Annotated in this window: 22 protein-coding genes and 1 pseudogene; 14 read left to right on the top strand and 9 right to left on the bottom strand. The window is 62.1% G+C overall.

Translation table 11 applies throughout. The features are described 5' to 3' along the window. Positions 1-89: 89 nt before the first annotated feature. Genes GM658_RS09905 through GM658_RS09895 form a run of 3 tightly spaced genes read right to left on the bottom strand, consistent with a single transcriptional unit; the run spans position 90 to position 4206 of the window. Entirely contained in the window at positions 90-1508 is a 1419-nt protein-coding gene (locus tag GM658_RS09905) for an efflux transporter outer membrane subunit (RefSeq protein ID WP_155453852.1), read from the bottom strand. 14 nt (positions 1509-1522) lie between these two features. Then, a complete protein-coding gene (locus GM658_RS09900; RefSeq protein WP_211841841.1) occupies positions 1523-3097 on the bottom strand; it encodes a DHA2 family efflux MFS transporter permease subunit in 1575 nt (524 codons plus the stop codon). Then, positions 3094-4206 carry an HlyD family secretion protein gene (locus GM658_RS09895; RefSeq protein ID WP_155453851.1) on the bottom strand — a complete coding sequence of 371 codons (1113 nt, stop codon included), beginning with the start codon at positions 4204-4206 and terminating at the stop codon, positions 3094-3096. Before GM658_RS09895 ends, GM658_RS09900 begins: the two co-directional genes overlap by 4 nt. Positions 4207-4357: 151 nt before the next feature. On the opposite strand from GM658_RS09895, the gene GM658_RS09890 reads away from it, so the two are divergent. The 4 genes from GM658_RS09890 (at position 4358) to GM658_RS09875 (ending at position 6382) form a co-directional block, all read left to right on the top strand. Then, positions 4358-5002 (top strand): TetR/AcrR family transcriptional regulator, encoded by a 645-nt coding sequence (locus GM658_RS09890; protein ID WP_155453850.1) that lies wholly within the window; start codon positions 4358-4360, stop codon positions 5000-5002. Between the two features lie 109 nt (positions 5003-5111). Continuing rightward, positions 5112-5294 (top strand): hypothetical protein, encoded by a 183-nt coding sequence (locus GM658_RS09885; RefSeq protein ID WP_155453849.1) that lies wholly within the window; start codon positions 5112-5114, stop codon positions 5292-5294. 94 nt (positions 5295-5388) lie between these two features. Further along, positions 5389-5706, top strand: a complete 318-nt coding sequence (locus GM658_RS09880; RefSeq protein ID WP_155453848.1) for a DUF3144 domain-containing protein — start codon at positions 5389-5391, stop codon at positions 5704-5706. Between the two features lie 115 nt (positions 5707-5821). Continuing rightward, complete coding sequence (locus GM658_RS09875; protein WP_155453847.1) at positions 5822-6382, top strand: hypothetical protein; 561 nt, start codon at positions 5822-5824, stop codon at positions 6380-6382. Here GM658_RS09875 and lpdA read toward each other — a convergent pair. From lpdA to aceE, 3 genes are read right to left on the bottom strand one after another with little or no spacing between them, the layout of a single operon-like run. Further along, a complete protein-coding gene (gene lpdA, locus GM658_RS09870) occupies positions 6379-8172 on the bottom strand; it encodes a dihydrolipoyl dehydrogenase (protein WP_155453846.1) in 1794 nt (597 codons plus the stop codon). The genes GM658_RS09875 and lpdA overlap by 4 nt on opposite strands. 10 nt (positions 8173-8182) lie before the next feature. Continuing rightward, entirely contained in the window at positions 8183-9865 is a 1683-nt protein-coding gene (gene aceF / locus GM658_RS09865) for a dihydrolipoyllysine-residue acetyltransferase (protein WP_155453845.1), read from the bottom strand. A gap of 22 nt (positions 9866-9887) precedes the next feature. Continuing rightward, positions 9888-12584: a pyruvate dehydrogenase (acetyl-transferring), homodimeric type gene (gene aceE / locus GM658_RS09860; RefSeq protein ID WP_155453844.1), complete on the bottom strand. Its 2697-nt coding sequence runs from the start codon at positions 12582-12584 to the stop codon at positions 9888-9890. Positions 12585-12805: 221 nt separating this feature from the next. Between aceE and GM658_RS09855 the strand changes: the two genes are divergently transcribed. Further along, positions 12806-14605 (top strand): putative bifunctional diguanylate cyclase/phosphodiesterase, encoded by a 1800-nt coding sequence (locus GM658_RS09855; RefSeq protein ID WP_155453843.1) that lies wholly within the window; start codon positions 12806-12808, stop codon positions 14603-14605. Positions 14606-14984: 379 nt separating this feature from the next. Here the strand turns inward: GM658_RS09855 and GM658_RS09850 are convergent. Further along, positions 14985-15626: pseudogene (locus GM658_RS09850) on the bottom strand (AAA family ATPase). An 89-nt stretch (positions 15627-15715) separates the two neighbouring features. On the opposite strand from GM658_RS09850, the gene folD reads away from it, so the two are divergent. The 7 genes from folD (at position 15716) to GM658_RS09815 (ending at position 22531) form a co-directional block, all read left to right on the top strand. Next, on the top strand, positions 15716-16561 hold the full coding sequence (gene folD, locus GM658_RS09845) for a bifunctional methylenetetrahydrofolate dehydrogenase/methenyltetrahydrofolate cyclohydrolase FolD (RefSeq protein ID WP_155453842.1): 846 nt from the start codon (positions 15716-15718) through the stop codon (positions 16559-16561). A gap of 10 nt (positions 16562-16571) precedes the next feature. Further along, positions 16572-18644, top strand: a complete 2073-nt coding sequence (locus tag GM658_RS09840; protein WP_155453841.1) for a M3 family metallopeptidase — start codon at positions 16572-16574, stop codon at positions 18642-18644. 14 nt (positions 18645-18658) lie between these two features. After that, positions 18659-19291, top strand: a complete 633-nt coding sequence (locus GM658_RS09835) for a glutaredoxin family protein (RefSeq protein ID WP_155453840.1) — start codon at positions 18659-18661, stop codon at positions 19289-19291. Positions 19292-19307: 16 nt separating this feature from the next. Continuing rightward, positions 19308-19730, top strand: a complete 423-nt coding sequence (locus GM658_RS09830) for a DNA polymerase III subunit chi (RefSeq protein ID WP_155453839.1) — start codon at positions 19308-19310, stop codon at positions 19728-19730. After that, positions 19730-20113: a DUF2486 family protein gene (locus tag GM658_RS09825; RefSeq protein ID WP_155453838.1), complete on the top strand. Its 384-nt coding sequence runs from the start codon at positions 19730-19732 to the stop codon at positions 20111-20113. Before GM658_RS09830 ends, GM658_RS09825 begins: the two co-directional genes overlap by 1 nt. A 71-nt stretch (positions 20114-20184) precedes the next feature. Continuing rightward, positions 20185-21327, top strand: a complete 1143-nt coding sequence (locus GM658_RS09820) for a branched-chain amino acid ABC transporter substrate-binding protein (protein ID WP_155453837.1) — start codon at positions 20185-20187, stop codon at positions 21325-21327. 76 nt (positions 21328-21403) lie between these two features. Then, positions 21404-22531, top strand: coding sequence for a branched-chain amino acid ABC transporter substrate-binding protein (locus GM658_RS09815; protein ID WP_155453836.1), 1128 nt, complete (start codon positions 21404-21406; stop codon positions 22529-22531). A gap of 60 nt (positions 22532-22591) precedes the next feature. Here the strand turns inward: GM658_RS09815 and GM658_RS09810 are convergent, their stop codons facing one another. Then, positions 22592-22903 carry a c-type cytochrome gene (locus tag GM658_RS09810; RefSeq protein WP_155453835.1) on the bottom strand — a complete coding sequence of 104 codons (312 nt, stop codon included), beginning with the start codon at positions 22901-22903 and terminating at the stop codon, positions 22592-22594. Between the two features lie 113 nt (positions 22904-23016). Between GM658_RS09810 and GM658_RS09805 the strand changes: the two genes are divergently transcribed. Beyond that, entirely contained in the window at positions 23017-23250 is a 234-nt protein-coding gene (locus GM658_RS09805) for a TIGR04438 family Trp-rich protein (protein WP_155453834.1), read from the top strand. On the opposite strand, the gene ilvD is transcribed toward GM658_RS09805, so the two are convergent. After that, complete coding sequence (gene ilvD / locus GM658_RS09800; RefSeq protein WP_155453833.1) at positions 23251-25113, bottom strand: dihydroxy-acid dehydratase; 1863 nt, start codon at positions 25111-25113, stop codon at positions 23251-23253. It lies immediately after the preceding gene. A gap of 90 nt (positions 25114-25203) precedes the next feature. Between ilvD and GM658_RS09795 the strand changes: the two genes are divergently transcribed. Continuing rightward, on the top strand, positions 25204-26100 hold the full coding sequence (locus tag GM658_RS09795) for a LysR family transcriptional regulator (RefSeq protein ID WP_155453832.1): 897 nt from the start codon (positions 25204-25206) through the stop codon (positions 26098-26100). Positions 26101-26111: the final 11 nt, after the last annotated feature.

Below are 26111 nucleotides of genomic sequence, written 5' to 3'. Positions count from 1 at the left end.
GGACGTACCCCTTTTTCGAAGACAAAAGGGGTACGTCCCCTTTTTCACCCCCCTCTTTTTCACCGCCTCCGACTTTTATGCCTTGAGGCTTACGGGGCTTGCCAGCCGCCGCCGAGGGCGCGGGCGAAGCTGACGGTGGCCAGCATGCGCTGGGTTTCGATTTGTACCGCGGCGCGGTCGGCAGCCAGGGCGCTGCGCTGGGCGTCGGTGACGTCGAGGTAGGTGCTGATGCCGCGCTCGTAGCGGGCGCGCGCTACATCATATGCGCGGGTCGCGGCTTCGCGGGACGTTGCCTGCACCTTGCCTTGCTGCGTACGCTGCTGCACGTCCGACAGGGAGTCTTCCACCTCGCGCAGTGCAGTCAGCAGCTTGCCTTCGTGGTTGGCGACCGCTTCTTCATATTTTGCTTTGGCGATCGTCAGGTTGGACTGGTTGCGGCCGCCGTCGAAAATCGGCAGCGACAGCGCGAGCGGGCCGAAGCTGAAGGCGCGCGAGCCGCTCTTGCTGATGTCGCCCAGGCTCTCGGACGCGTAACCGAAATTGCCGGTCAGGCTGATCGACGGATAGAAAGCGCCTTCCGCTACACCGACGTTGGCATTCGTTGCGCGCAGAGTTTGCACGCTTGCGGCCAAATCGGGACGATGCGCCAGCAGGTTCGCCGGCAGGCCGGCTGGAATGACTGGCGGCGCAGGCAGTTCGGTGGCGGTGGCTGGCTCCAGCTGCATACTGGACGGCGAGGCGCCGACCAGCACGGCCAGTGCATGCTCCAGCGTGTTGCGCTGGCGTTGCACTTCTTCCAGGTCTGCTTCGGCGTTGGCGCGTTCGATGCGGGCGCGCGAGGTATCGAGCTCGTTCGACAAGCCGGCGTTGAAGCGGGCATTCACCAGGTCTTCGGTTTCCTTGCGGGTGGCCAGGGCGTTGCGCAGGATCGCCATTTCGGCATCCAGGCCGCGCAGCTGCCAATAGCTGGTGGCAATCTGCGAGGACAGCAGCAACAGCACGCCGTCGCGGTCATGGCTTGCGGCCAGCGCTTGCGCATCGGCCGATTCCACCGAGCGGCGCACGCGGCCGAACAGGTCCAGCTCATACGAGAAGCCTGCGGCGACCGAGTAGTTGTTGCCGTGGATCGAGCGGTGGCCCAGCGCGATACCTTGCGAGGTGTTGGCCGATGTACGCGAGTTCGATACGCCGGTGCTTACCGTGACGCTTGGCAGCTGGCTGGAGCGTACCAGGCCCAGTTGCGCTTCGGCCTGGAACAGGCGCTGCGCCGCCGCCTTGACGGTCGGGCTGTCGCGCAGGGCCTGGTGCTCAAGCCGGTTCAGCGTGTCATCGCCGAACACGGTCCACCACTGCGCCGGCAGTTGCGCTTCGCTCACCGCGCCTTGCGGCGCGTGGCGGAAACCTTGCTCCTGCACGTTGGCCGGCGCTTTGAAGTCGCTGCCGACGGTGCCGCAGCCGGCCAATACCGCCGCTGCGCTAACTGCCAATGCAATCATTTTGATGTTCATATTCTTTCTCTCTTTCAGTGCGCACCAGCGCCGCCGCCCGAAGGGGACTTCACTTTGTCGGACAGCCACAGGATCAGGATGCAGGACAGCAGGATGCCGCCCACGATCAGGAAGCCGTCGTTGTATGCCATCACAAAGGATTCGCGCCGTACAATGCTGTCTACTGCCTTCAATGCTTTATCCGATGCTTCAACCGGGTCGAAGCCCTTACCGATAAAGGACTGCGTCAACTGGTCCAGGCGCAGCTGTGTCGCGGCCGAGAAGCTGTTCACTGCCTCGCCCAGGCGGGCCGAGTGGAAATGCTCACGCTGCGTCAGCTGGGTTGCCAGCAGGGCGATGCCGATGGAGCCGCCCAGGTTACGGATCATGTTGAACAGGCTCGATGCCGATGCGGTGTCTTTCGGTGCAATGCCATTCATCGCGAAGTTCGACAGCGTCAGCATGACGAAAGGCTGGCCCAGCGCACGCACGACCTGGGAGAACAGCAGCTGGTCGTAGCCGGTAGTGGCGTCCATGTACGCATTCATGATGCAGGACACGCCGAACAGCCCCAGGCCAATCGAGCACAGGATGCGGTTGTCGATCTTCATCGACAGCTTGGCCGCAAACGGCATGATGAACAGCTGCGGCAAGCCGGCCCACATGATCACTTCGCCGATCTGCATCGGCGAGTAGCCGGCGATCTGGCCCAGGTACAGAGGCAGCAGGAAGGACGAGCCGTAAAGGCCCATGCCCATCACCGCAGCCAGCGCAGACGCCACCAGGAAGTTACGCTGTGCGAACAGGCCCAGGTTGACGAATGGATGCGGACGCATCGCGCTCGTCACCACCCAGCCCAGCAAGCCAACAATCGACAGGCCGGCGAAAGCGATGATGAAGCCTGACTCGAACCAGTCCTTGCTGTTGCCCTCTTCCAGGAAGATGGTCAGGCAGCCCAGGCCCAGCGCCATGAAGGCGATGCCCAGCCAGTCGGCGTTGAACAATTCACTGAGCTTGCGGTCTTCGTGATCCAGGCCATACGCCACGCCGGCGATCAGCAGCACGCCAGGCACCCAGTTGATGTAGAAGATCGACGGCCAGCCATACAGTTCGCTCAAGTAGCCGCCCAGCGTCGGGCCCATGGAAGGCGCCAGCGTTGCCGTCAGGCCGAAGATCGCCATGCCGACTGCGCGCTTGGAAGCGGGCAGCTTGGCCATCACCAGGGTCATCGCCATCGGAATCAGCGCGCCGCCGGTAAAGCCCTGCATCATGCGGAAGAAGATCATGCTTTGCAGGTTCCACGCCGCGCCGCACAGGGTGGAGAACACGAGGAACAGGCCGGTGGTGCCCATCATGTAGCCGCGCATGCCAAAGGTGCGCGTCAGCAGCGCAGTCAGCGGGATCACGATAATTTCAGCCACCAGGTAGGCGGTCGAAATCCACGAGCCCTCTTCCTGCGTTGCGTTCAGTGCACCGAGGATGTCGCGCAGCGAGGAGTTGGTGATCTGGATGTCCAGCACCGCCATGAAGGCGCCCAGCATGCCCGCAGCCACCGCGATCCAGGTGCGGCCGGAAACTCGTCCTTCCGGCACCATCATTGGCGCGCTCATTTTGCAGCGGACTTGATGCTGACTTCAGCGATTGCAGACATGCCCGGCACCAGGCGGCCTTCGTAGGCCTTCAGGTCTTCCGGCTTGAAGGTGATTTTCACCGGCACGCGCTGCACGATCTTGGTGAAGTTACCGGTGGCGTTATCGGCCGGCAGCAGCGCAAATTGCGCGCCGGAGGCGGGCGAGAACGAATCCACGCGGCCAACCAGTTCCTTGCCTGGCAGTGCGTCGATGGTCAGGCTCACTTGCTGGCCCACCTTCATGTCGGCGAGCTGGGTTTCCTTGAAGTTGGCAGTGACCCAGACGTTATCCTGCACCAGGGCCACCAGTTGCTGGCCCGGCTGCACGCGCTGGCCCACTTCCAGGGTGCGCTTGCCGACGCGGCCATCGACCGGGGCGATGATGCGGTTGTATGCCAGCTGCTGCTGCGCGTCTTTCAGCTGCACTTGCAGCACTTTGACTTGCGCCTTCAGTACTTCACGCGAAGCGGAGGCGGCACCGATTTGCGCTTTCGCTGCAGCGGCGCTGTCCTTGCGCGCTGCGACGTCGGCGGTGGCGCTGGCGCGGGCGGCGGTGGCGGCATCCAGTTCGGCTTTCGACACGGCCTTCATCTGGCTGGTGTACAGCTGGCCGTAACGCTCGGCGTCCTGCGAAGCGCGCAGCTGGTTGGCTTGCGCCTGCGCCACTTGCGCGGCGGCGGCGCTGGCTTGTGCGTTCACTTGGGCGACCTGGGCATCGGCCTGCAGGATCTGCTGCTGCACGCTGGCGATCTGCGCCTGGATCTGCTCTACCTTCACCTGCTGGTCGAACGGATCCAGCTCGGCGATCACGTCGCCGGCCTTCACCAGCTGGTTGTCTTCCACCAGCACCTTGGTCACCACGCCGGAAATGCGCGAAGACACCGGATGCACGTGGCCTGCCACGTAGGCGTTTTCCGTTTCCACATAATGGTGGGCGCGGTACCACATGCGGCCGCCGGCGCCCAGGGCTGCCAGGGCGATCAGGCCGGCGATCACGAGGACGCGACGGTTAGGAGGTGTGGCAGCTGGCGCAGCGGTTTCCGGTACGGCGCTGAGCACTTTTTGTTCGGCTTGGTTGTGCTGGGACATTTGGAGTAACTCCATAAAATGAAATGAGTTCAGTGCATTATTCGTCAAGGAATGAACAAAGTCAAGAAATGAAACGATTGCATTTCATTTTGATTTGGCATAAAGTGAGGGCTATCTGCTAGCCTTTGAGCATTACGTACGGTCTTCAATCATGTCTGTTGAACAACTTCCTGAGCCAATCAAAGCTGGACGCCCCAAGGCGGCCGAAGCGGAGGCGCGCCTGAACGACCTGATGGATACGGCGGCCCGCCTCCTCCTGGAGAAGGGTTATGGCAAGGTCAGCCTGGAAGCGATTGCGAAAGAAGCACGGGTTGCCGTGCGCACGATTTATGTGAAGTTCGGCGGCAAGGCCGGCTTGCTGAAGGCCATCCTGCAGCGCGCCCGCGCCGGCGCCTTCGATCCTGCCGGCATGGAAAGCCTGCACCGCCCGGTGCGCGACACCCTGCTCGAATTCGGCTTGCGCTTCCACCGCATGGTCAGCACGCCTGCCGCCACAGCGCTGTACCAGATCGTCGTGGCCGAGGCGCATGCCAATCCAGACCTGGCCGAAGCATTCTGGGATGCCGGCCCGCGCCAGACCCGCGAGCTGCTGGCACGCTACTTCGCCCGTCCGGATATCGCCGCCCAACTGGACACTGACGCGCCGCCGGAGCGCCTGGCTATCCACCTGATGAACTGCCTGATGGGCGACCAGCTGCACCGCTTCCTGTTCGAATCGCGCTGCGGCGTCGCCACCACGCCGGAGGAAATCGAGCGCGGCGTCGACCTGTTCCTGCGTGGGGTGTTGAAGCGTTAAGCAGGCCTTAAGCGTGCGCAACAGCGTGTGTGCGCTGGCGCACGGAGGCCTGTTGGCTAGCTGCCGGATACTGACCTTCTCGAGAACCAAAATATGAGTAGGAGGTTGTATGAGCAAGGTCGATCGGCTCGAGTGGAGCAGGAAAATTGCGACACTTAATGAGCGCATCAAAGGTTTCCAGGAAAACCCGAACAAGGAGCACCTGGATGCGGCGATCAGTGAACTCAAGGCCTATGCGGACGCTGCCAACAGCGGCGGCATTGAAATTCCAGAACGCTTCATAGCGAGCTAACAACAAACCGGGCAAAAGCCCGGTTTTTTATTGCGGCAAAGCGATTCCTGTGTCACGATGCCCACCCCTAGTGTCAACTTTTTGGTAGTGAAACATGACCGAACAACAAGTAACTGAACAGCAAAAGATCGACGACCAGAAGTTCTTCGAGAATATCGACGCCTACATCGCCCTGGCAAATGCCCACGAAAACGCCAACAAAGGCGCGCCACAGCTGGTAGGCGCCAGCCTGTTGTTCGCGGCAGCCCGCTACAACATCTTCCTGGTAGCCCGCGCCCAGCCGGACCGCGCTACTTTCGACAGCAAGAAAGAAGAAGCCAAGTCCTACTTCATGGACCAGTTCAGCAAGATGTTTGACGATAACTGGGAAGACTACGGCAAGCACTTCGACCAGTACAGCGGCCAGAAGTAATCATCAAGCCCGCGGGGCCGACGTGGCCCCATGAAATATGCTGGGGATGGCCCTGTCCGGGCAACCGTGCCGAGATTAGGATTGTGTAACTCTTCTCGACGCCCGGACCATCACCATGAAAACCGCCCTCCTTGCGCTTCTGGTCTTCTCCTCCCACATCGCATTCCCCGCTGCTGCAGCTCCAGTGATTGATGGTCAACAGGACTTCAATTGGGAAATAGGGGTCTGGCAAACCAAACTGCAGCGCCTCAAGCAGCCACTTAGCGGCAGCCAGCAATGGCTGGAATATAGCGGCACCACCACCGTCACCCCACTGCTGGACAAACGCGCGAACATCGTCGAGTTGGACGTGCAAGGCCCTGCCGGAAGGATCGCTGGAGTATCCCTGCGCTTGTTCCAGCCCGCGACCGGGCAATGGAGCCTTCACTTCGCCAATCTCGCCAACGGTTCGATGACCGAACCGATGCAGGGCAGCTTCAAACAGGGACGCGGCACCTTCTTCGGCCACGATGAGCTGGACGGACGCAAGATCCTGGTGCGCTTCCTCATCATTCCGGTGAGCGCGGCGCAATGGCGCTTTGAGCAGGCCTTCTCCGCCGATGATGGAAAAACCTGGGAGGACAACTGGATCGCGGTCGATACGCGCCAGCCGCCCTCCCCTTCGGCCAAGCCTTAACGCTTGCGCGGTGGCGGCAGGTCGGTGCAGACGCCTTCGTAGGCTTCGGCGGCCATGCCGATCGATTCGCCCAGGGTTGGGTGCGGGTGAATCGTTTTGCCGATGTCGATGCCGTCGGCGCCCATTTCGATTGCCAGGGCGATTTCACCGATCATGTCGCCGGCATGGGTGCCGACGATGGTGCCGCCGATGATGCGGTGCGTCTCTGCATCGAACAGCAGCTTGGTGAAGCCCTCATCACGGCCGTTCGCAACGGCGCGGCCGCTGGCGGCCCATGGGAAGTGGCCTTTTTCAACCTTGATGCCCTTGGCTTTCGCTTCGTCTTCGGTGATGCCGGCCCATGCCACTTCCGGATCGGTGTAAGCCACCGATGGAATGATCTTGGCGTCGAAGTAAGCCTTCTCGCCATGGGCTGCTTCCGCTGCGACGTGCGCTTCGTGCACGGCTTTGTGGGCGAGCATTGGCTGGCCGACGATGTCGCCGATCGCGAAGATGTGCGGCACGTTGGTGCGCATCTGGCCGTCGACGTTGATGAAGCCGCGGTCGGTGACGATCACGCCGGCTTTGTCGGCGGCGAGCTTCTTGCCGTTCGGGCTGCGGCCGACTGCTACCAGGACCATGTCGTACAGCTGCGGTTCCGGTGCGGTGGCGCCGGCTTCCGCCGCTTCGAAGGTGACCTTGATCCCTTCCGGCAGCGCTTCCACGCCGACGGTCTTGGTCTTGGTCATGATGCGGTCGAAGCGCTTTTCGTTGTACTTCTGCCAGACCTTGACGGCTTCGCGGTCCGCGCCCTGCATCAGGCCGTCCATCATTTCGACCACGTCGATGCGTGCGCCGAAGGTGCTGTAGACGGTGGCCATTTCGAGGCCGATGATGCCGCCGCCGATGACCAGCATCTTCTTCGGCATGAAGCGCAGTTCGAGTGCGCCGGTGCTGTCGACGATACGCTTGTCTTCAGGGACAAATGGCAGCTTCACCACGCTGGAGCCGGCGGCGATGATGGCTTGCTTGAACTGGACTACTTTCTTGCTGCCGTCGGCTGCGGTGACTTCGATGTGGTTAGGGCTGAGGAACTGGCCGACACCCTGCACAACGTTCACCTTGCGCATCTTGGCCATGCCGGCCAGGCCGGTCGTCATCTTCTTGATGACGCCTTCCTTGTAGCTGCGCACCTGGTCGATGTCGATGGCCGGCTTGGCGAAGGTGACGCCGTTCTTGGCCATGTGGCTGGTTTCGTCCACCACTGCAGCCAGGTGCAGCAGGGCTTTCGATGGAATGCAGCCGACGTTCAGGCAGACGCCGCCCAGGGTCGCGTATTTCTCGACCAGCACGGTGTTCATGCCCAGGTCTGCGGAACGGAAGGCGGCGGAGTAGCCGCCAGGGCCGCCACCCAGGACCATCATGTCGCAGCTGATGTCGACTTGACCGGCATAGCCGCCGGCAGCCGGTGCGACCGCAGGTGCTGCCGGCGCGGCCGCTGGCGCAGGAGCCGCTGCTGGTGCCGGCGCTGCTGCAGCAGGAGCCGGCGCTGCGGCGGCAGGAGCCGCTGCGGAACCAGCAGCTTCCTCCAGCACCATCAGCGCGGAGCCTTCGCTCACCTTGTCGCCGACCTTGATCTTGAGTTCCTTGATCACGCCAGCGTGAGTCGATGGAATTTCCATCGATGCCTTGTCGGATTCGACCGTGGCCAGCGACTGGTCGACCTTGACGGTATCGCCAACCTTGACCAGCAGTTCGATTACTTCAACGTCCTTGAAGTCGCCGATGTTCGGTACTTTAACTTCGATCATCGCGGCCTCCTTACAGCAGGATCTTGCGCATATCGGCCAGCACTTCGGCCAGGTATGCAGCGAAGCGGGCACCGGACGCGCCGTCGACCACGCGGTGGTCGTAGGACAGCGACAGCGGCAGCATCAGGCGCGGCACGAACTGCTTGCCGTCCCAGACTGGCTTCATGGAGGACTTGGACAGGCCGAGGATCGCCACTTCCGGTGCGTTCACGATCGGCGTGAAGGCGGTACCGCCGATGCCGCCCAGCGACGAAATGGTGAAGCAGGCGCCCTGCATGTCGGTCGGCTTCAGCTTGCCTTCGCGGGCAGCCAGCGACAGTTCGCCCATTTCCTTGGCGATCTGGGTCACGGACTTCTGGTCGGCGTTCTTCACGACCGGCACGACCAGGCCTTGCGGCGTGTCGGCTGCGAAACCGATGTTGTAGTACTTCTTCAGGATCAGGTTCTCGCCCTTTTCGTCCAGGGACGAATTGAAGGTCGGGAATTTCTTCAGCGCGGTCACGGAAGCCTTGATCACGAACGCCAGCATGGTGAGCTTGGTGGCGTCCTTGTTCTTGGCGTTGGCGTTGTTGCTGTCGACGCGGAACTGCTCCAGGTCCGTGATGTCGGCGTCTTCGAACTGCGTCACGTGCGGGATCATCACCCAGTTGCGGTGCAGGTTCGGGCCGGAGATCTTCTTGATGCGCGGCAGCGGGGACAGTTCGGTTTCGCCGAACTTGCTGAAGTCCAGCGATGGCCATGGCAGCAGGTTCAGGCCAGCGCCGCCACCGGCGGCAGCTGGTGCTGCGCTCGGTGCTGCGACTGCGCCGGAGACGATGCCCTTGACGTAGTTCTGCACGTCCTGCTGGGTCACGCGGCCTTTCGGGCCGGTGCCGCCAACGCGGGTTACGTCCACGCCCAGTTCGCGGGCGAACTTGCGGACGGATGGGGAGGCGTGGGCGAGTTTGCCGTTTACCGCTGGTGCGGCTGGCGCCGAGGATGCTGCGGGCGCTGCGGCGGCGGCGCTGACGGCCGGAGCGGCCGCTGGAGCAGCGGCGGCGGCCGGAGCGGCGGGTGCTGCTGCGGCAGGCGCGGATGCGGCAGCAGGGGCGGCGGAACCGCCGGCTGCTTCGACGACCAGCACCAGCGAGCCTTCAGCGACCTTGTCGCCTACCTTGACCTTGATTTCTTTCACCACGCCGGCGTGCGACGACGGGATTTCCATGGAGGCTTTGTCGGATTCGACGGTCACCAGGGACTGGTCCTTGGCGATGGTGTCGCCAACCTTGACCAGCACTTCGATGACTTCAACTTCCTTGAAGTCGCCGATGTCGGGGACTTTCACTTCGACCGGGCCAGTGGCGGCCGCTGCCGGGGCAGGCGCGGCAGCGGCAGGCGCTGGGGCAGCGGCGGCTGCCGGTGCTGCAACCGGAACGGCAGCGGCTGCGGGGGCGGCGCCCGGAGCAGCGCCAGCGCCGGAAGCTTCGACGATCAGCAGCAGCGAGCCTTCGGCCACCTTGTCGCCGACCTTCACTTTGATTTCCTTGACGACGCCGGCTTGCGACGAAGGGATCTCCATCGATGCCTTGTCCGATTCAACGGTCACCAGCGACTGGTCAACCTTGATCGTGTCGCCTACCTTGACCATCAGTTCGATGACTTCAACTTCCTTGAAGTCGCCGATATCGGGGACTTTCACTTCAACCATGCTCATAGTGTTTGCTCCGTCTTCTTATTTATTGGGTCACCGGATTTGGCTTGTTCGGGTTGATGCCGTACTTCTTGATGGCGTCTTCCACCACCGACATCGCAATCTTGCCTTCGTCCGCCAGGGCGCGCAGGGATGCGACGGTGATGTAGTAACGGTTCACCTCGAAGAACTCGCGCAGCTTGGCGCGGCTGTCCGAACGGCCAAAGCCATCGGTGCCCAGCACTTTGTAGGTGCGGCCGGCAGGGATGTATGGACGGATCTGCTCAGCGAAAGCACGCATGTAGTCGGTGGTTGCAACGATCGGGCCGGTGCTGTCCTTCAGCAGGCCGGTCACGTAAGGCACGCGCTGTTCCTTGGTCGGGTTGACCATGTTCCAGCGGTCGCAGTCCTGCCCATCGCGAGCGACCAGGGTCAGCGAAGGAGCGGACCACACGTCGGCGGCGATATTCCAGTCGTTCTTCAGCAGTTCCGCGGCGAAGATCGATTCGCGCAGGATGGTGCCCGAGCCGACCAGCTGCACGCGCTGCTTGGCTTTCTTGTCGCCCTCTTGCAGCAGGTACATGCCCTTCAGGATGCCCTCTTCCTGGCCGGCTTTCAGGCCTGGGTGGGCATAGTTCTCGTTCATGATGGTGATGTAGTAGAACACGTCTTCCTGCTCACCCACCATGCGGCGCAGGCCGTCCTGCATGATCACGGCCAGTTCATGGCCGAAGGTCGGGTCGTACGGCACGCAGTTCGGGATGGTCGCGGCGACGATGTGGCTGTGGCCATCTTCGTGCTGCAGGCCCTCGCCGTTCAGCGTGGTGCGGCCGGCGGTGCCCGCCATCAGGAAGCCGCGTGCGCGCATGTCGCCCGCAGCCCATGCCAGGTCGCCAACGCGCTGCAGGCCGAACATCGAGTAGTAGGTGAAGAACGGGATCATCACGCGGTTGTTGGTCGAGTACGAGGTCGCAGCAGCGATCCACGAGCTCATGCCGCCCGCTTCGTTGATACCCTCTTGCAGGATCTGGCCGGCCTTGTCTTCGCGGTAGTACATCACCTGGTCCTTGTCGACCGGCTCGTACAACTGGCCTTGCTGGTTGAAGATACCGATCTGGCGGAACAGGCCTTCCATACCGAAGGTACGGGACTCGTCGACCAGGATAGGCACCACGCGCTGGCCCAGGGACTGGTCGCGCAGCAGTGCGGTGATGATACGCACGTAAGCCTGGGTGGTGGAGATCTCGCGGCCTTCCGGCGTCGGGTCGGTCACGGCCTTGAAGGCTTCCAGGCCTGGCACCACCAGCTTCTCGTCGGCCTTGGTGCGGCGCGATGGCAGGTAGCCGCCCAGTGCCTTGCGGCGTTCGTGCAAGTACTTCATTTCAGGCGCGTCGTCGGACGGCTTGAAGAACGGAATGTCTTTCAGTTGGTCGTCCGGAATCGGGATGTTGAAGCGGTCGCGCATTTCGCGGATCGCCTCGTCGTCCAGCTTCTTGGTCTGGTGCGCGGTGTTGCGCGCTTCACCGGATTTGCCCATGCCGAAGCCCTTGACGGTCTTCACCAGCAGCACGGTTGGCTTGCCGACCGATTCGTTGGCCTGCTTGAATGCAGCGTAGATCTTGTGCGGATCGTGGCCGCCGCGGGTCAGGCGCCAGATGTCGTCGTCGGACATGTTGGCGACCATCTCCAGCAGCTTTGGATGCTTGCCGAAGAAGTGCTTGCGCACGTAGGCGCCGTCCTTGGCCTTGTAGTTCTGGTATTCGCCGTCCACGGTTTCCATCATCACGCGCTGCAGGATGCCTTCCTTGTCCTGTGCCAGCAGGTTGTCCCAACCCGGGCCCCAAATGACCTTGATGACGTTCCAGCCGGCGCCGCGGAAGTCCGCTTCCAGCTCTTGGATGATCTTGCCGTTGCCGCGCACAGGGCCGTCCAGGCGCTGCAGGTTACAGTTGACGACGATGTTCAGGTTGTCCAGCTGTTCGCGGGCAGCCATGCCGATCGCGCCCATCGATTCCGGTTCGTCCATCTCGCCGTCGCCGCAGAAGGCCCAGACCTTACGGCCTTCGGTGTTGGCGATGCCGCGTGCATGCAGGTACTTCAGGAAGCGCGCCTGGTAGATCGCCATCAGGGGGCCCAGGCCCATCGACACGGTCGGGAATTGCCAGAATTCCGGCATCAGTTTCGGGTGCGGGTAGGAAGACAGGCCCTTGCCGTCGACTTCCTTGCGGAAGTTCAGCAGTTGTTCTTCGCTCAGGCGGCCCTCCAGGAAGGCGCGTGCGTAGACGCCAGGGGACGAGTGGCCCTGGATGTACAGCAGGTCGCCGCCGTGTTCTGCGCTTTCGGCTTTCCAGAAGTGGTTGAAGCCGATGCCCAGCATGTTCGCCAGCGAGGCGAAGGAGGACAGGTGGCCACCCAGGTCGCCGTCGGCGCGGTTGGCCTTGACGACCATCGCCATCGCGTTCCAGCGCATCCACGAGCGCAGGCGCTCTTCATATTCCAGGTTGCCTGGGCAGTGGGCTTCTTTGTGGGCGGGGATGGTGTTGACGTAGGCGGTGTTGGCGGAGAACGGGATGTCGGCGCCGCGGCGGCGGGCCAGGTCGACCAGGCGCTCCATCAGGTAGTGGGCACGGTCAGGGCCTTCGTTTTCCAGGACGGCTTCCAGCGCCTCCAGCCATTCTTTGGTTTCCTGTGCATCAGGATCGTTGGCGGTTTGTGCCGTGACCTGGTCAAGTTGAGCTGACATGTAACGAGTCTCCTATCGATTGAAGGCGCCCCACCCTGTGTGTCCCGGACGGTGCAGGTGATTATTTCTTAAGACTTTGGCTAAGTGTGAAGGATTCTATCAGCGAATTCCGCGTTTTTCAAATTGCGAAAGAACATTTTATATTGTGAAACGCGTTGCAGATCTACAAATGGTTTCAAAGGGTAATTGTCGGTAAGAAATTTCCTACCTATACTCGGTGCATGGAAAATGCGCCCTATGCCATCGCAACACGCACCCTGCAACGCGAACGCGCCGCCCGCAAGGAGGCGGAGTCTTTGCTTGAGCAAAAAAGCCGCGAGCTCTATGAAAAGAACCAGTTCCTGCAGGAGAGCGAACTGCGCTACCGCAACCTGGTGGAATTGGCGCCGGACGCCATCTGGATCCATAGTGAAGGCCGCCTCACCTTCCTGAACCAGGCCGCCTTGCGCCTGTTCGGCGCCACCTGCCAGGAACAGTTGCTGGGCACACCGGCCATGGACCGGGTGCCCGAACAATTCCGCAGCACGGTCGACGCCTGGACGTCGATCGAGCTCAATAAAGTCCACCAGGGCCCGCGCAGCGGACTGCAATTGCTGCGGCTGGACGGCACGCTGGTCGAGGTGGAATTCTATGGATGCTCGATCCGTTTCAATAATCGCGATTCGGTGATGCACGCGGCGCACGATGTCACCGAACGCCTGCAGCAGGTCGCGATCCGCCATCGCGCCACACACGACGAATTGACCGGCCTGGCCAACCGCGCCTATCTCCTGGAGCGGCTGGGCGAGGAGATCGACAAGGCCCGTTGTGCGGGCACCTCGCTGGCGGTGGCCTTTGTCGACCTGGACAAATTCAAGCAGATCAACGACACGCGCGGCCACGCTGTGGGCGACGAGCTGTTGCGCGTGGTGGCCGATGTCCTGCGCAGCTGCGTGCGCGACGGGGATGTGGTGGCCCGTCTCGGCGGCGATGAATTCGTGCTGCTGCTCGACAGCTCGACCGGCCAGCTGACGCCAGCCATGCTGGCCGAGCGCATCAGCGAACGGCTGGCGGAGCCGGTCATGCTGGCGGGCCAGCAGCACATCATTACCGGCAGCATCGGCTTGAGCGTTTATCCCGACGATGGCCAGCATCCGGAAGAACTGCTGCGCCAGGCCGATATCGCCATGTACCACTGCAAAGGCCAGCGCTGCAGCGGCGTGCAATTCTTCACCAAGGATATGCAGCGCCGACTCGATGCGCGACTGACCATGGAGCAGGGTTTGCTGCGCGCGCTGAAGCGCGAGGAATTCGTGCTGCACTTCCAGCCGCAGGTGGATTTGCGTAGCGGCGCCATCATCGGCCTGGAAGCGCTGCTGCGCTGGCAGTCGCCGGACCTGGGGCTGGTGCCGCCGATGGAATTCATCCCCGTGGCGGAAGAAACGAAGCTGATTGTCGATATCGGCAAGTGGGTGCTGGAGAAGACTTGCGCCACCTTGCGCGAGTGGCAGGATGCGGGCGTGCCGGTGGTGCGGGTGGCGGTCAATATCGCCGCCTCCCAGTTCGCGCGGCACGATTTCGACACCACGGTGGAAGATGCGCTGGGCAAGCACGGCCTCGACCCGGGCTTGCTGGAGCTGGAGCTGACTGAAAGCCTGTCAATGGAAGACCCGAAAGGCTCCATCGCGCTGATGCAGCGCCTGCGTGCCATCGGGATCAATATGGCGATCGACGACTTCGGCACCGGCTATTCCAACCTCAGTTACCTGAAGCGCTTTCCGGTGGACCGGCTCAAGATCGACAAGAGCTTCACCTCGGGCCTGGCCACCAACTCCGAGGACCACGCCATCGTCACCGCCGTCATCAGCCTGGCGCACAGCCTGGGCCTGAAGGCCATTGCGGAGGGCGTGGAAACCGAAGACCAGCTGCAACTGCTGCGGGCGGAAGGCTGCGACGAAATCCAGGGCTACTACTTTAGCAAGCCCCTGCCGGAAGCGGCAGCACGCGAGATGCTGCTCAAGCGGCCCTGCCTTCACTGTTAAAATTGCAAGTTTCGCATTCTCGTGCCTGCCGAATGAAAAACCTATTCGCCGCAATCGCCGCGGCCACCTGCCTTTCCGGTTGCTATACCGTCTACCAGGGCCCCTCTTCAGGTCCGTACGCAATACGAATTATCTGAATGGCGTCCAGACTTATAACGTTGCCGGAACCTGCACTGACAGGGTAATCCTGATCGTACGTTTACCCCTTGTAGCTGGGGAGGTTTATGAAACCTGGCCCGAAGTTGGCGAACACGGTTGTTCGATCCAATTAAAGCGCCTGGACGGCCCAAGCCGCACGCCGGTCGCGTACATGGACCGCGAATGGCGACGCGCATTCAATAACGCCGGTTCTTTCTGCAAACCGTTATGACCATCTGATTCAGGGCTTTAAAAGCTCCTTGAGCATGCGGCGCGGGTTGGCCATGAAGCCGTGCATGACTTCATAGTGTTCCGTGTCTTCGTACGCTCGCTGGCGGATGCCGTCGGGCGTGCAAACGAAAATTGACGCTAGGCCATCAGGATTGGCGAGTGGGTGGCAATCACGAATTGCGAGCTGCCCTGCACCAGTTGGTGAATGCGCTTCAGTGCTGTCAGCTACCGTTGCGGCGACAGCGCGGCCTCCGGCTCATCGAGAATGTACTGGCCTTTGCCGCCAAAACGCTTTTCCAGCAGCGCGAGGAAGGATTCGCCGTGCGACTGCTCGTGCAGCGAGCGGCCGCCGTAGGAGTTGATGACCGGCGGCGCAGCGCACTGAATCTGGTCCATGTTCTCGATTTCTGTGGCGACGTTGAAGAAGCTCTCGGCGCGCAGGAAGGAACCGTCTCTCGGCCGAGTGCGATCACCAAGCCCTCCAGCAAAGTCGACTTGCCCGAGCCATTTTCGCCGAAGATAAACGTCACGCCGGGTCGAATTCGAGCTTGCCGAGGCAGCGCACGGCGGGCAGGCAGAAAGGATAGGCCGAAAAGTCCGGCTCCCTGTCGGGGCGCAGCTGGATGTCAATCAGGAACTGGGTAGAGATCATTTGTTATCAAGATTACAACCATGTGCAGTGCAGCACAAGGCCGCCAGCATTTATAATGGCGACTTTCCATCCCACCCATCCAAGTAACCATGTCTGCACAACTGATCGACGGAGTAGCGCTCTCCCAAAAACTGCGCGCCGAAATCGCTTCCCGCGCCGCCGCACTGACCGCCAAGGGCAAACAGCCTGGCCTGGCAGTGATCCTGGTCGGCGACGACCCGGCCAGCCATGTCTACGTGCGCAACAAGGTCAAGGCTTGCGAAGACGCCGGCATCCGTTCGGTGAAGGAGCAGTACCCGGCAGACATGACCGAGCAGGCCCTGCTCGAGCGCATCGCCACCCTGAATGCCGATCCGAGCATCCACGGCATCCTGGTGCAAATGCCGCTGCCAAAGCATATCGACTCGCACAAAGTGATCGAAGCCATCGCCGCCACCAAGGATGTGGACGGCTACTCAGTGCTGAGCGCCGGCGAACTGATGGCCGGCCTGGAAGGCTTCCTGCCATGCACCCCGTACGGCTGCATGAAGCTGATCGAATCGACCGGCGTCTCGCTGAAAGGCAAGCACGCTGTCGTGATCGGCCGCTCCAATACCGTCGGCAAGCCAATGGGCCTGCTGCTCTTGCAAGCTAACGCCACCGTCACCATCTGCCATAGCGGAACCGCGGACCTGGGCTATCACACCCGCCAGGCGGATATCGTGGTGGCTGCAACTGGCCGCCGCAATACCCTGACTGCTGATATGGTGAAACCGGGCGCCATCGTGATCGACGTGGGTATCAACCGCGACGAAAACGGCAAACTGTGCGGCGACGTGGACTTTGCGGGCATCAAGGAAGTGGCTTCGCATATTACGCCGGTGCCGGGTGGCGTGGGTCCGATGACCATTACCATGCTGCTGATGAACACCATTGAATCGGCGGAACGCGTTTAAAGGAAAACAAATGACTGACAATCCCCTGCTGGACTTTAGCGGCTTGCCGCGTTTCGATGCGATCAAGCCCGAACACGTCACTCCCGCCATCGAGCACCTGCTGGAGAAGAACCGCGCCGCCGTGGCGCAACTGGAAGCGCCAAGCGATAACGTGACCTGGGATAACTTCGTCACGCCGCTGGAAAATTCCACCGAGCTGCTGGGCCGCGCCTGGGGCATCGTCAGTCACCTCAACAACGTGGTGGACACGCCGGAACTGCGTGCCACCTACAACGACAACCTGCCGAAAGTGACCGAGTTCTGGACCGCCCTGGCCCAGAACGAGGCGCTGTTCGCCAAATACAAAGCACTGCGCGCCAGCGCGGAATTCGCCACCTTGTCGCCGGCGCGCCAGCGCATCATCGACAACGCGATCCGCGATTTCCGCATGGGCGGCGCCGAACTGCCGGCCGATAAGAAGGAACGCTTCGCCGAGATCCAGGAAGAACACGCCGCCACCTCGACCCGTTTCAGCGAGAACGTGCTGGACGCGACCAACGACTGGAAACTGCTGGTGGAAGACGAGTCCGAGCTGCGCGGCTTGCCCGACGACTCCAAGGCCGCCGCCAAGGCGCTGGCCGAAAAGGACGGCAAGCAAGGCTGGCAATTCACGCTGCACTTCCCTTCCTACTATCCGATCCTGCAGTTCTGCGACAACCGCGCGCTGCGCGAAAAGGTGTACCGCGCCAACGCCACCAAGGCCTCGGAACTGGGCGACGCCTTCAGCAAGCGCGAAGACTGGGACAACACCGGCAATATCGCCACCCTGCTGAAACTGCGCGCCGAAGAAGCCCACCTGCTCGGCTACAGGAACTTCGCCGAAGTGTCGCTGGTGCCGAAAATGGCCAAGTCGCCGGAACAGGTGATCGAATTCCTGGAAGACCTGGCCAAACGCGCCCGCCCGTTCGCCGAGAAAGACCTGGCGGAACTGCAGGCCTACGCCAGCAAGGAACTGGGCATCAAGGACCTGCAATCCTGGGACCTGCCTTACGCCTCCGAAAAGCTGCAGCAGCATCTTTACTCATTCTCGGCGCAGGAAGTGAAGCAGTACTTCCCCGAGCATAAGGTGATCGACGGCCTGTTCAAGCTGGTGCAAACCCTGTTCGGCGTGAGCATCAAGCCGGACAGCGCACCGGTCTGGCACAAGGACGTGCGCTTCTACCGCATCGAACGTGACGGGATCCTGGTCGGCCAGTTCTACCTCGACCTGTACGCCCGCGAAGGCAAGAGCGGCGGCGCCTGGATGGACGATGCGCGCGGCCGCCGCATCAAGAACGGCCAGCTGCAAACCCCGGTCGCCTACCTGACCTGCAATTTCACCGAGCCCCTGGTGGTGGACAATGTGCCGCAGCCATCGCTGTTCACCCACGATGAAGTGATCACCCTGTTCCACGAATTCGGCCACGGCCTGCACCACATGCTGACCCAGGTCGAGGAGCTGGCGGTATCCGGCATTTCCGGCGTCGAATGGGACGCGGTGGAACTGCCGTCCCAGTTCATGGAAAACTTCTGCTGGGAGTGGGATGTGCTGAGCCACATGAGCGCCCACGTGAAGAGCGGCCTGCCGCTGCCGCGCGCCCTGTACGACCGCATGCTGGCGGCGAAAAACTTCCAGTCCGGCCTGCAGACCCTGCGCCAGGTGGAATTCGCCCTGCTCGACATGCTGCTGCACTACGACTTCCAGCCGTCCGGCGCCCAATCGGTGCAGGACCTGATCGACGACGTGCGCCGCAAATTCGCCGTTATCATCCCGCCAAGTTTCAACCGCTTCCAACATTCCTTCGGCCATATCTTTGCCGGAGGCTATGCGGCGGGATACTATAGCTATAAGTGGGCTGAAGTCCTGTCTGCCGACGCTTACGCTGCCTTCGAGGAAGCGGCGGCGCTGGATGGCGGCAAACTGTCCACCGATACTGGTAAACGCTTCCAGCAGGAGATCCTGGCCGTCGGCGGTTCGCGCCCGGCGCTGGAATCGTTCACCGCCTTCCGCGGCCGTGAGCCGACGATCGACGCCCTGCTGCGCCATAGCGGCATGGCGGCTTAAAGGAGAAAGAGAGAATGAAACGCGCTGCACTGCTTTTGATGCTGCTGACTGCCAGCGTGGCGCAGGCCCAGATGTATAAGTGGAAGGACGACAAGGGCGTCACCCACTTTACCGACACGCCGCCGCCAGCCACCGCCAAGAAGGCGGAGATGAAGAGTTACAACACTGGCGGTACCGGCAGTGTCGACCTGCCGCCGGAACTGGCCGAAGTGGTACGCGCCAGTCCGGTCGTGCTGTTCACCACCGCCAGTTGCGGCGCCGGCTGCGACAGGGCCCGTGAACTGCTGGCCGCGCGCGGCATTCCCTATCGCGAAAAGACCGTGAATACGCCGGAAGATGCTGCAGTGCTGAAAAAGGCCGGCAGCGACGGCCAGTTGCCGCTCCTGCTGGTCGGCCGTGCGCGCCAGATCGGTTTCGAGCAGGGCGCATGGGATGGTGCATTGACCGCAGCGGGCTACCCGACCGTCAAGTCGCTGCCGCCAGGTTATTCGAACCCTCCGCCAACCTCGGCCGCGCCGCCGAAAGGCCCGAGCGCTGCCGAACAAGCGCGTGCCAAGGCCGAAGCCGAGCGCGCAGCGGCGGCCGAAGAAGCAGCCCGCCGCGAACGCGAGACGCCCAAAAATGCCTCGCCGGACTTCCGCTTCTGATTTCCCTTCCTGATCGATGACGCAGATTGATTTTCACAGCGGCGTGCCGGACAAGGTAGCCTATGCCTGCCGCCTGCTGCGCAAGGCCTACGCCAGCACGCCCCGCATCGTGGTCATGACCGAGGATGCCGCCCAGCTGGCGGAACTGGACCGCGCACTGTGGACCTTTTCCGCCACCGATTTCCTGCCGCATGCCCATGCCAACGATCCGCTGGCGCCCGATTCTGCCATCGTGCTGGCCGACAGCGACGCCACCGAACTGCCGGAGGCGGCCTTGCTGGTCAACCTGGCGCGCCGCGCGCCGGCCCAGTTTGAGGCATTTCCGCGACTGATCGAAGTCATCTCCGCCGACGAAGAAGATGCGGCGGCGGGCCGCCTGCGTTATGCTGCCTACAAGCGGCAGGATTTCCCGCTCAAACATCTCACGGTAGGTAAGTAATGAACCAGGCTTTTGACGCCAGCATCCCGGTCCTGACCGAAATCATGCCAGACGAGGCGCCGGCCGCTGTTAGCGCTCCCGTCGCCGCCGAGCCGGCGCCCGCGGCCGAAGCAGGCGCCCTGCCCGCGCCGGACGACGACGAAGCATGGGAGGCGCTGGAACGCCGCCTGTCCGACCGCGTTCTGCAGCAGCTGTCGAACCGCGTCGATTTCGTGCTCGAACAGCGCATCAAGGACAGCATCAGCGAAGTGCTGGACCACGCCCTGCACGCCCTGACGGTGGAAATCCGCGAAGGCCTGCATGACACCATCGGCAAGATCGTCGCCCGCGCCGTACAGCAGGAAATCACCCACCTGCAGGCCAGCACCGGCCGCCGCAAATAATTCCCTCTTTGCCAATCGGTTTTTTTGCTGTATTTTCTCTGGCGTACATGAATAATTGACTGGAGACCCCGATGCAGTTCAAGACCAAGTTCATTTCCGCCGCCCTTGCCCTGGCATTTGCCGGCAGCGCCTTCGCCCAGGACGTCATCAGGATCGGCCACGTGTCGCCGGTATCGGGCCCTAATTCCCACCTTGGCAAGGACATGGAAAACGGCGCGAAAATGGCCGTCGAGGACCTGGCCGCCAAAGGCGTGAAAATCGGCGGCAAGCCAGTCAAATTCGTGGTCCAGTTCGAAGACGACGGCGGCGACCCGAAACAGGGCACCACCGCCGCACAGAAGCTGGTGGACGCCAAGGTACAAGGCGTGATCGGCCACCTGAATTCCGGCACCACCATCCCGGCCTCGAAGATTTACTACGACGCCGGCATCCCGCAGATTTCGCCGGCCGCCACCTCGCCGGTGTACACCAAGCAGAAATTCAACACCGCCTTCCGCGTGGTCGCCAACGACAACAAGCTGGGCGGCACTCTCGGCGCCTACGCCGTGCAGAAACTGGGCGCCAGGAAGATCGCCGTGATCGACGACCGCACCGCTTACGGCCAGGGCGTGGCCGACGAATTCCTCAAGGGCGCCAAGAAAGCCATGCCGGGCGTTCAAGTGGTTGGCAAGGAATTCACCAATGCCAACGCCACCGACTTCAACGCCATCCTGACCAATATCAAATCAAAGAATCCCGACCTGGTGTTCTTCGGCGGCATGGACTCGGTGGGCGGCCCGCTGCTGCGCCAGATGAAGGCCCTGGGCATCAACGCCAAATTCATGGGCGGCGACGGCGTCTGTACCGATGCGCTGTACCGCCTGTCCGCCGGCGCCGCAGCAGACGGCGTGGTGACCTGCGCCGAAGCCGGCGGCGTGACCGCGGAAATGCAGAAGAACATGGACGACTTCCGCGCCCGCTACAAGAAGAAGTATGGCCAGGAAGTACAGCTGTACGCACCGTATGTGTACGACGCCATCATGACCATGGCCGACGCGATGGAGAAAGCCAATTCGTCCGAGCCGGCCAAGTACCTGCCGGTGCTGGCCAAGATCAAGCACCAGGGTGTGACCGGCCTGATCGAGTTCGATCCATATGGCGACATCAAGGACGGCGCGCTGACTCTGTTCACCTACAAGGGCGGGGTCAAGACCAAGATGGAAGTGATCAAGTAACACACGAATAAATCGGGGGGGAGCCCGTGGGCCGCCAGCCAGCATGGCGGCCCTTTTCGTTTCAGGAGAAAGTGCAATGCAAACCAAAACCATCATCGCAGCCATCGCCCTGGCCTTTGCTGGCGCCGCGGGCGCCCAGGAAGTGGTCAAGATCGGCTATGTCGGCCCGCTGTCCGGCCAGTCCGCCCACCTGGGCAAGGACAACCAGAGCGGCGTGCGCATGGCGGTGGAAGACTTGAACGCCAAAGGCTTCAAGATCAACGGCAAGGCGGTCAAGTTCGAAATGGTGTCCGAAGACGACGCCGGCGATCCTAAACAGGGCACGACAGCCGCGCAGAAACTGGTCGACGCCAAGGTCCAGGGCGTGATCGGCCACCAGAATTCCGGCACCACCATTCCGGCCTCGAAGATTTATTATGACGCCGGCATTCCGCAGATTTCCGCATCGTCCACCAGCCCGGTGTACACCAACCAAGGCTTCAATACCACCTTCCGCGTCGTATCCAACGACTTCAAGCTGGGCAGCTCGCTGGGCAAATACGCCACCCAAAAACTGGGCGCCAAGCGTATCGCCGTGATCGACGACCGCACCGCCTACGGCCAGGGTGTAGCCACCGAATTCCTGAAGGAAGCCAAGAAAGGCGCCGGCGTGCAGATCGTCGACAAGCAGTTCACCACCGACAAGGCGACCGACTTCAACGCCATCCTCACCAGCATCCGCTCCAAGAATCCCGACCTGGTCTTCTTCGGCGGCATGGACTCTGTCGGCGGTCCCCTGCTGCGCCAGATGAAGCAGCTGGGTATCAAGGCCAAGCTGATGGGCGGCGACGGCATCTGCACCGAAGCGCTGCCCAAGCTGTCGGGCGGCGCCGACGATGTCGTGGTCTGCGCGGAAGCGGGCGGCGTGACGCCGGAGCAGGAAAAGAAGCTGGACGAATTCGCCGCCCGCTTCAAGAAGCGCTACGGCTACGAGGTGCAGGTGTACGCACCATATGCCTACGACGCGACGATGGCAATCGCACACGCCATGGCGGACGCCAAATCGGCCGATCCCGCCAAATACCTGCCCTTCCTGAAGAAGGTCAAGCATGACGGCATCAGCGGCACCATCGCCTTCGATGCCAAGGGAGATATCAAGGACGGTGCGCTGACGCTGTTCACCTACAAAGGCGACAAGAAGACGCGCATTGAGGTGATCAAGTAAAAAAAAGCGCGAGAAAAAAGGGGACGTACCCCTTTTTTCTCGCCCTTTTCTTCTTTTACATTATTTCTGGGACAGGACCCATTTCACCAGGGTCTTGGCTTCCGCCTCGGTCACCTGTGGGTTGGCTGGCATCGGGACTGCGCCCCACACGCCGGAACCGCCCTTCATCACTTTCTGGACCAGCTTGGCTTCGGCATCTTTCTGGCCGGCGTATTTGGCGGCGACATCCTTGTAAGCCGGGCCAACCAGCTTGGTCGCGATTGCGTGGCAGCCCATGCAATTCTTGGCCTTGGCCAGGTCAGCGTTTGCAAAAGCGGCCTGCGACGAGAAAGCTGCGGCGACCAGGACACCAACCATCAGGGAACGTTTCATTTTTTCATCTCCAAGAAAAAAAACTGACACAATTCTACTCCACAACGCACGCTTCGTATTATGGGTTGACCGATAGCTGGATATTGCTATGATGGAATACCAAGGAGTGTTCCATGCCCATTATTCTATTGATAATTGCCCTCGTGGCGCTGAAGTACTTTGAAGTCTGGAAGTTCGCCGATCTGTCGTGGATCTGGATCGTTCTCATCATGGGCGTCGCCTTCGTCTGGTTCGAAATCCTTGAGCCAATGCTGGGCCTCGACAAACGCAAGGCCCACAACGTCGACGAGCAGCGCCGCAAGGACCGCATCAAGAAAAACTTCGACGATCTCAAGAAGCGCAAATAATCAGCGCTTCAGCTGCGACAGGTCGCGCACGGCGCCGCGGTCGGCGGACGTCGTCAGCGCGGCGTACGCTTGCAGTGCCTGCGAGACGTAGCGCTCGCGATTGACCGGCTGCCAGGCGTCGGCGCCGCGTGCTTCCATGGCGGCGCGGCGCGCTGCCAGCGCTTCCGGCGTCACGCGCAGGTTGATCGTGCGCGATGGGATGTCGATGTCGATCATGTCCCCTTCTTCCACCAGGCCGATGGCGCCGCCTTCCGCGGCTTCCGGCGAGGCGTGGCCGATTACCAGGCCCGATGAGCCGCCCGAGAAGCGGCCGTCGGTGAACAGCGCGCACGCCTTGCCCAGGCCTTTCGATTTGATGTACGAGGTCGGGTACAGCATTTCCTGCATGCCGGGGCCGCCTTTCGGGCCTTCGTAGCGGATGATCACAACATCGCCTTCGTGCACGGTGTCGCCCAGGATGCCTTCCACCGCCGCGTCCTGGCTTTCGAACACGCGCGCCTTGCCGCTGAATTTCAGGATCGATTCATCCACGCCGGCCGTCTTCACGATGCAGCCCTTCTCGGCGATATTCCCGTACAGGACCGCCAGGCCGCCGTCTTTCGAGTAGGCGTGCTCCAGGTCGCGGATGCAGCCGGTGCTGCGGTCCAGGTCCGACGAGGCGTAGCGCTCGGATTGCGAGAACGCCACCTGGGTCGGCACGCCGCCCGGCGCCGCGCGGAACAACTGGTGCACGGCCGCGTCGTCGCTGCGCTTGATGTCGTATTTTTCGATGGCGTGGCCCATGGTTGGGCTGTGCACGGTGTGCTGGGTGGTGTCCAGCAGGCCGGCGCGCGCCAGTTCACCGAGGATCGAGACAATGCCGCCGGCGCGATGAACGTCTTCGATGTGGAACTTGTCGGTCATCGGCGCCACCTTGCACAGGCATGGCACTTTGCGCGAGATACGGTCGATGTCGGCCATGGTGAACGGTACTTGCGCTTCATGCGCGGCGGCCAGCAGGTGCAGCACGGTGTTGGTGGAGCCGCCCATCGAAACGTCCAGCGCCATGGCGTTTTCAAACGCTTCCTTGGTGGCGATGGAACGCGGCAGCACGCTGTAATCGTCCTGCTCGTAGTGGCGCTTGGTGATTTCCACGATCAGGCGGCCGGCGCGCAGGAACAATTCCTTGCGGTCGCTGTGGGTGGCGACGATGGTGCCGTTGCCAGGCAGGGACAGGCCCAGCGCTTCGGTCAGGCAGTTCATCGAGTTGGCGGTGAACATGCCGGAGCAGGAACCGCAGGTCGGGCAGGCGGAGCGCTCGATTTCCGCCACGTCGGCGTCGGAGACGCTGCGGTCGCCGGCCTTGATCATGGCGTCGACCAGGTCCAGCTTGATGATCTTTTCGCCGCCGTTGACGGCCTTGATGACCTTGCCCGCTTCCATCGGGCCGCCGGAAACAAAGATCGCCGGGATATTCAGGCGCATGGCGGCCATCAGCATGCCGGGTGTGATCTTGTCGCAGTTGGAGATGCACACCATGGCGTCGGCGCAGTGCGCGTTGACCATGTATTCGACGGAGTCGGCGATCAGGTCGCGCGATGGCAGCGAGTACAGCATGCCGCCGTGGCCCATGGCGATGCCGTCGTCCACGGCGATGGTATTGAATTCCTTGGCGACGCCGCCGGAGGCCTCGATTTCGCGAGCAACCAGCTGGCCCAAGTCCTTCAGGTGCACGTGGCCCGGCACGAATTGGGTGAACGAGTTGACCACGGCGATGATCGGCTTATTGAAATCGCCATCTTTCATGCCGGTGGCGCGCCACAGGGCACGAGCGCCCGCCATGTTGCGGCCTTGGGTGGTGGTGTAGGAACGGTATTGCGGCATGGTGGGTTCTCCTCAGTAAGAGTCTAAGGTTGCCTTTACCATGGCGAGTTGTCAAATATATGATGACCTCTGCTGTGATATGCTTTGCGAATGAATATCGAACTTCGCCAGCTGCGCTATTTCGCCACCGTCGCCGAGGAGCTGCACTTTGGCCGCGCCGCGCGGCGCCTGCACATGACACAGCCGCCCTTGTCGCAAACCATCATGGCGCTGGAAGAGATGCTGGGCGCACCGCTGTTTGAGCGTAACCGGCGCGGCGTAGCGCTGACCGCAGCCGGGGAAGCATTGCTGCCAGAGGCGCGCCGCCTTCTTGAGCAATCGGCCGGGTTGGCGGAGCTGGTGCAGCGCGCTGCCACCGGCGCCAGCGGGCGCCTGTCACTGGCCTTCGTATCGTCCGCCGACTACAGCGTGCTGCCGCCCACCCTGCGCGCCTACCGCGCCGAATATCCGCAGGTCGAGATCACGCTGAAGGAAGCTACTTCCGACCTGCAGCTGGACGACTTGCTGGAAGGCCGGGTCGATGCCGGCCTGCTGATCCCTCCCCTGCCCGACCGCGCGCGCCAGGAGCTCGATTACCTGCCGGTGCTGCGCGAACCTTTGGTGCTGGCCGCGCCAGCCGGCCTGCCGGCCTTGGCGCGCGCCAAGGCCGCCGATTTGCGCAAGCTGGCCGGCATCCCGCTGATCATCTTCCCGCGCCATATTTCGCCGGGTTTGTACGACGCTATCCTGTCCGTATTCCGCGAAACCGGCATCACCGCCGAGGTGGGGCAGGAAGCCATCCAGATGCAGACCATTGTGAGCCTTGTATCCGCTGGCATGGGATTGGCACTTGTGCCACAATCCGTGTCGAATTTGCGCCGGCCGGGCGTGGAGTACCTGCCCCTGGTCCAGAACACGCCGCTGGTGGAAACCGGGCTGGCCTGGCGGCGCGACAATGCCTCGCCCGTGCTGCGGGGCTTCCTCGAGTTAATGAGAAAGAGAATCTGAATGCCGCTAAC

The organism is Massilia eburnea, from assembly GCF_009720745.1.
Classification (GTDB): domain Bacteria; phylum Pseudomonadota; class Gammaproteobacteria; order Burkholderiales; family Burkholderiaceae_D; genus Rugamonas; species Rugamonas eburnea.
Note: the sequence above shows the minus strand (reverse complement) of the source record. Positions and strands in the feature narration are given on the sequence as shown.

Coding starts and splice junctions, on each gene's coding strand:
- GM658_RS09875 (WP_155453847.1), top strand. CDS start 5,822: ATGAAAACCGCCCTCCTTGCGCTTCTGGTCTTCTCCTCCCACATCGCA.
- aceF (WP_155453845.1), bottom strand. CDS start 9,865: ATGAGCATGGTTGAAGTGAAAGTCCCCGATATCGGCGACTTCAAGGAA.
- GM658_RS09835 (WP_155453840.1), top strand. CDS start 18,659: ATGAAACGCGCTGCACTGCTTTTGATGCTGCTGACTGCCAGCGTGGCG.
- GM658_RS09885 (WP_155453849.1), top strand. CDS start 5,112: ATGAGCAAGGTCGATCGGCTCGAGTGGAGCAGGAAAATTGCGACACTT.
- GM658_RS09890 (WP_155453850.1), top strand. CDS start 4,358: ATGTCTGTTGAACAACTTCCTGAGCCAATCAAAGCTGGACGCCCCAAG.
- GM658_RS09820 (WP_155453837.1), top strand. CDS start 20,185: ATGCAGTTCAAGACCAAGTTCATTTCCGCCGCCCTTGCCCTGGCATTT.
- ilvD (WP_155453833.1), bottom strand. CDS start 25,113: ATGCCGCAATACCGTTCCTACACCACCACCCAAGGCCGCAACATGGCG.
- GM658_RS09840 (WP_155453841.1), top strand. CDS start 16,572: ATGACTGACAATCCCCTGCTGGACTTTAGCGGCTTGCCGCGTTTCGAT.
- GM658_RS09880 (WP_155453848.1), top strand. CDS start 5,389: ATGACCGAACAACAAGTAACTGAACAGCAAAAGATCGACGACCAGAAG.
- GM658_RS09905 (WP_155453852.1), bottom strand. CDS start 1,508: ATGAACATCAAAATGATTGCATTGGCAGTTAGCGCAGCGGCGGTATTG.
- GM658_RS09815 (WP_155453836.1), top strand. CDS start 21,404: ATGCAAACCAAAACCATCATCGCAGCCATCGCCCTGGCCTTTGCTGGC.
- aceE (WP_155453844.1), bottom strand. CDS start 12,584: ATGTCAGCTCAACTTGACCAGGTCACGGCACAAACCGCCAACGATCCT.
- GM658_RS09825 (WP_155453838.1), top strand. CDS start 19,730: ATGAACCAGGCTTTTGACGCCAGCATCCCGGTCCTGACCGAAATCATG.
- GM658_RS09855 (WP_155453843.1), top strand. CDS start 12,806: ATGGAAAATGCGCCCTATGCCATCGCAACACGCACCCTGCAACGCGAA.
- lpdA (WP_155453846.1), bottom strand. CDS start 8,172: ATGATCGAAGTTAAAGTACCGAACATCGGCGACTTCAAGGACGTTGAA.
- GM658_RS09900 (WP_211841841.1), bottom strand. CDS start 3,097: ATGAGCGCGCCAATGATGGTGCCGGAAGGACGAGTTTCCGGCCGCACC.
- GM658_RS09805 (WP_155453834.1), top strand. CDS start 23,017: ATGCCCATTATTCTATTGATAATTGCCCTCGTGGCGCTGAAGTACTTT.
- folD (WP_155453842.1), top strand. CDS start 15,716: ATGTCTGCACAACTGATCGACGGAGTAGCGCTCTCCCAAAAACTGCGC.
- GM658_RS09895 (WP_155453851.1), bottom strand. CDS start 4,206: ATGTCCCAGCACAACCAAGCCGAACAAAAAGTGCTCAGCGCCGTACCG.
- GM658_RS09795 (WP_155453832.1), top strand. CDS start 25,204: ATGAATATCGAACTTCGCCAGCTGCGCTATTTCGCCACCGTCGCCGAG.
- GM658_RS09810 (WP_155453835.1), bottom strand. CDS start 22,903: ATGAAACGTTCCCTGATGGTTGGTGTCCTGGTCGCCGCAGCTTTCTCG.
- GM658_RS09830 (WP_155453839.1), top strand. CDS start 19,308: ATGACGCAGATTGATTTTCACAGCGGCGTGCCGGACAAGGTAGCCTAT.